This window comes from Rhodococcus sp. 06-1474-1B (genome assembly GCF_002258885.1).
Taxonomy (GTDB): domain Bacteria; phylum Actinomycetota; class Actinomycetes; order Mycobacteriales; family Mycobacteriaceae; genus Rhodococcoides; species Rhodococcoides fascians.
Genome location: NZ_NOYR01000029.1, coordinates 1 through 1471, shown reverse-complemented (window position 1 = coordinate 1471; position 1471 = coordinate 1). Strand labels below are relative to the sequence as shown.

Genomic DNA, 1471 nt, shown 5'->3' with positions numbered 1-1471 from the left:
GGCGGATTCTAGGGGTCCTCGCAACACCTGATGGTCAGATGCCTGTCAGTAGATCACGTAAACGCTCGGCTGGAGTTTTCCAGCCGAGCGTTTTGCGTGGACGGGAGTTGAGGCGGTGGGCAACGTTCTCGAGGTCGGTGGCGCTGTACACGGACAGGTCCGTGCCTTTGGGGAAGTACTGGCGTAGCAAGCCGTTGGTGTTCTCGTTCGATCCGCGTTGCCATGGTGAGTGTGGATCGCAGAAGTACACCGGCACCCCGGTGGCGACGCTGAACTGCTTGTGCGCTGCCATCTCGCACCCTTGGTCCCACGTCAGTGAACCGCGCAAATGCGTTGGGAGAGAACCGATCAGAGGAACCAGAACGTCCCGGACCTCCTCTGCAGTGTGCCCGCCGGGGAGGTGACCGAGAAGCAGGTACCGGGTAGAACGCTCGACCAATGTCACGATCGCCGACTCCGATCGAGTACCGACGATCAGATCACCCTCCCAGTGCCCGGGCACGGAGCGGTCGGCGACCTCCGCCGGCCGCTCGGAGATCATCACCATCGCATCGACGAATCGTGAGGTGCGCTGCTCGGGTGAGCGGTGCTGTACGCGGCGAGTACGTCCGGTGCGCAATGCGGCAGCAACTTCTCGGCGTAGTCCGCCGCGCGACTGTACGTAGATGGCCTGGTAGATCGTTTCGGTGCTCACACGCATCGCCTTGTCATCGGGGAAGTCGACAACTAGAGCGTGGCAGATTTGCTCGGGCGACCACTGCAGGGCGAGTTTGCCGGCGACGTAGGACCGGAGCGAACCCTGTGCCGCCAGCTTCGCCGGTTTCGGCCGGGCACGCGAGATAGCCCACAGCCGATGTGCCCGGTGCGGGTGGTACTCGTCGGCGATGCCGTAGGTGTCGATCTCGCGTTTGACGGTCGAGGCCGCCCGGCCGAGGCGGCGTCCGATCTCACGCAGCGAACACCCGGCTCGACGCAGGTCGGCGATGTGTTCACGGTCGGTCACCGTCAGATACCGAGGGTGCAGTGTGGACTCGATGCGGGCCAGCGACGGCCTCTGAGCAGCGGTGACGAACGTTGTCATACCGGTTTTGTAGTCGATACGTCGACCACCCGGGTGCAGGCGCGCACCACCGATCTTGCGGATGCCCCCGTCCCAGTCCTGCGCGGTCCGGAGGTGGACCCCGACCTCCCGAGCAGCCTCGCGCCGCGAGATTCCCGACGAGCGGAGTTCCTCGTATCGTCCCCGACCCGAATGCTCGGCCCGGCCGCTCTTTCCGCGCCCTTGCACACCCGCCTGACGAACCCACCCGAAGGCAGTGTTCCGGTTCACCCCGACACAGCGTGCGGCCGCGCTGACATTCCCGTCCTCACGGTCCAACGCCTCGAAAAACCGCACCTTCAACCCAGCACATGCCACGATCCCCGCAACTCCCTCAAATCGAGGGTGTTGCGGGGATCGTTAGAACCCGCC

Annotated in this window: 1 protein-coding gene; it reads right to left on the bottom strand. The window is 64.6% G+C overall.

The features are described 5' to 3' along the window. Positions 1-34 precede the first annotated feature (34 nt). Positions 35-1213 (bottom strand): IS30 family transposase, encoded by a 1179-nt coding sequence (locus tag CH266_RS17905; RefSeq protein ID WP_141214549.1) that lies wholly within the window; start codon positions 1211-1213, stop codon positions 35-37. Positions 1214-1471: the final 258 nt, after the last annotated feature.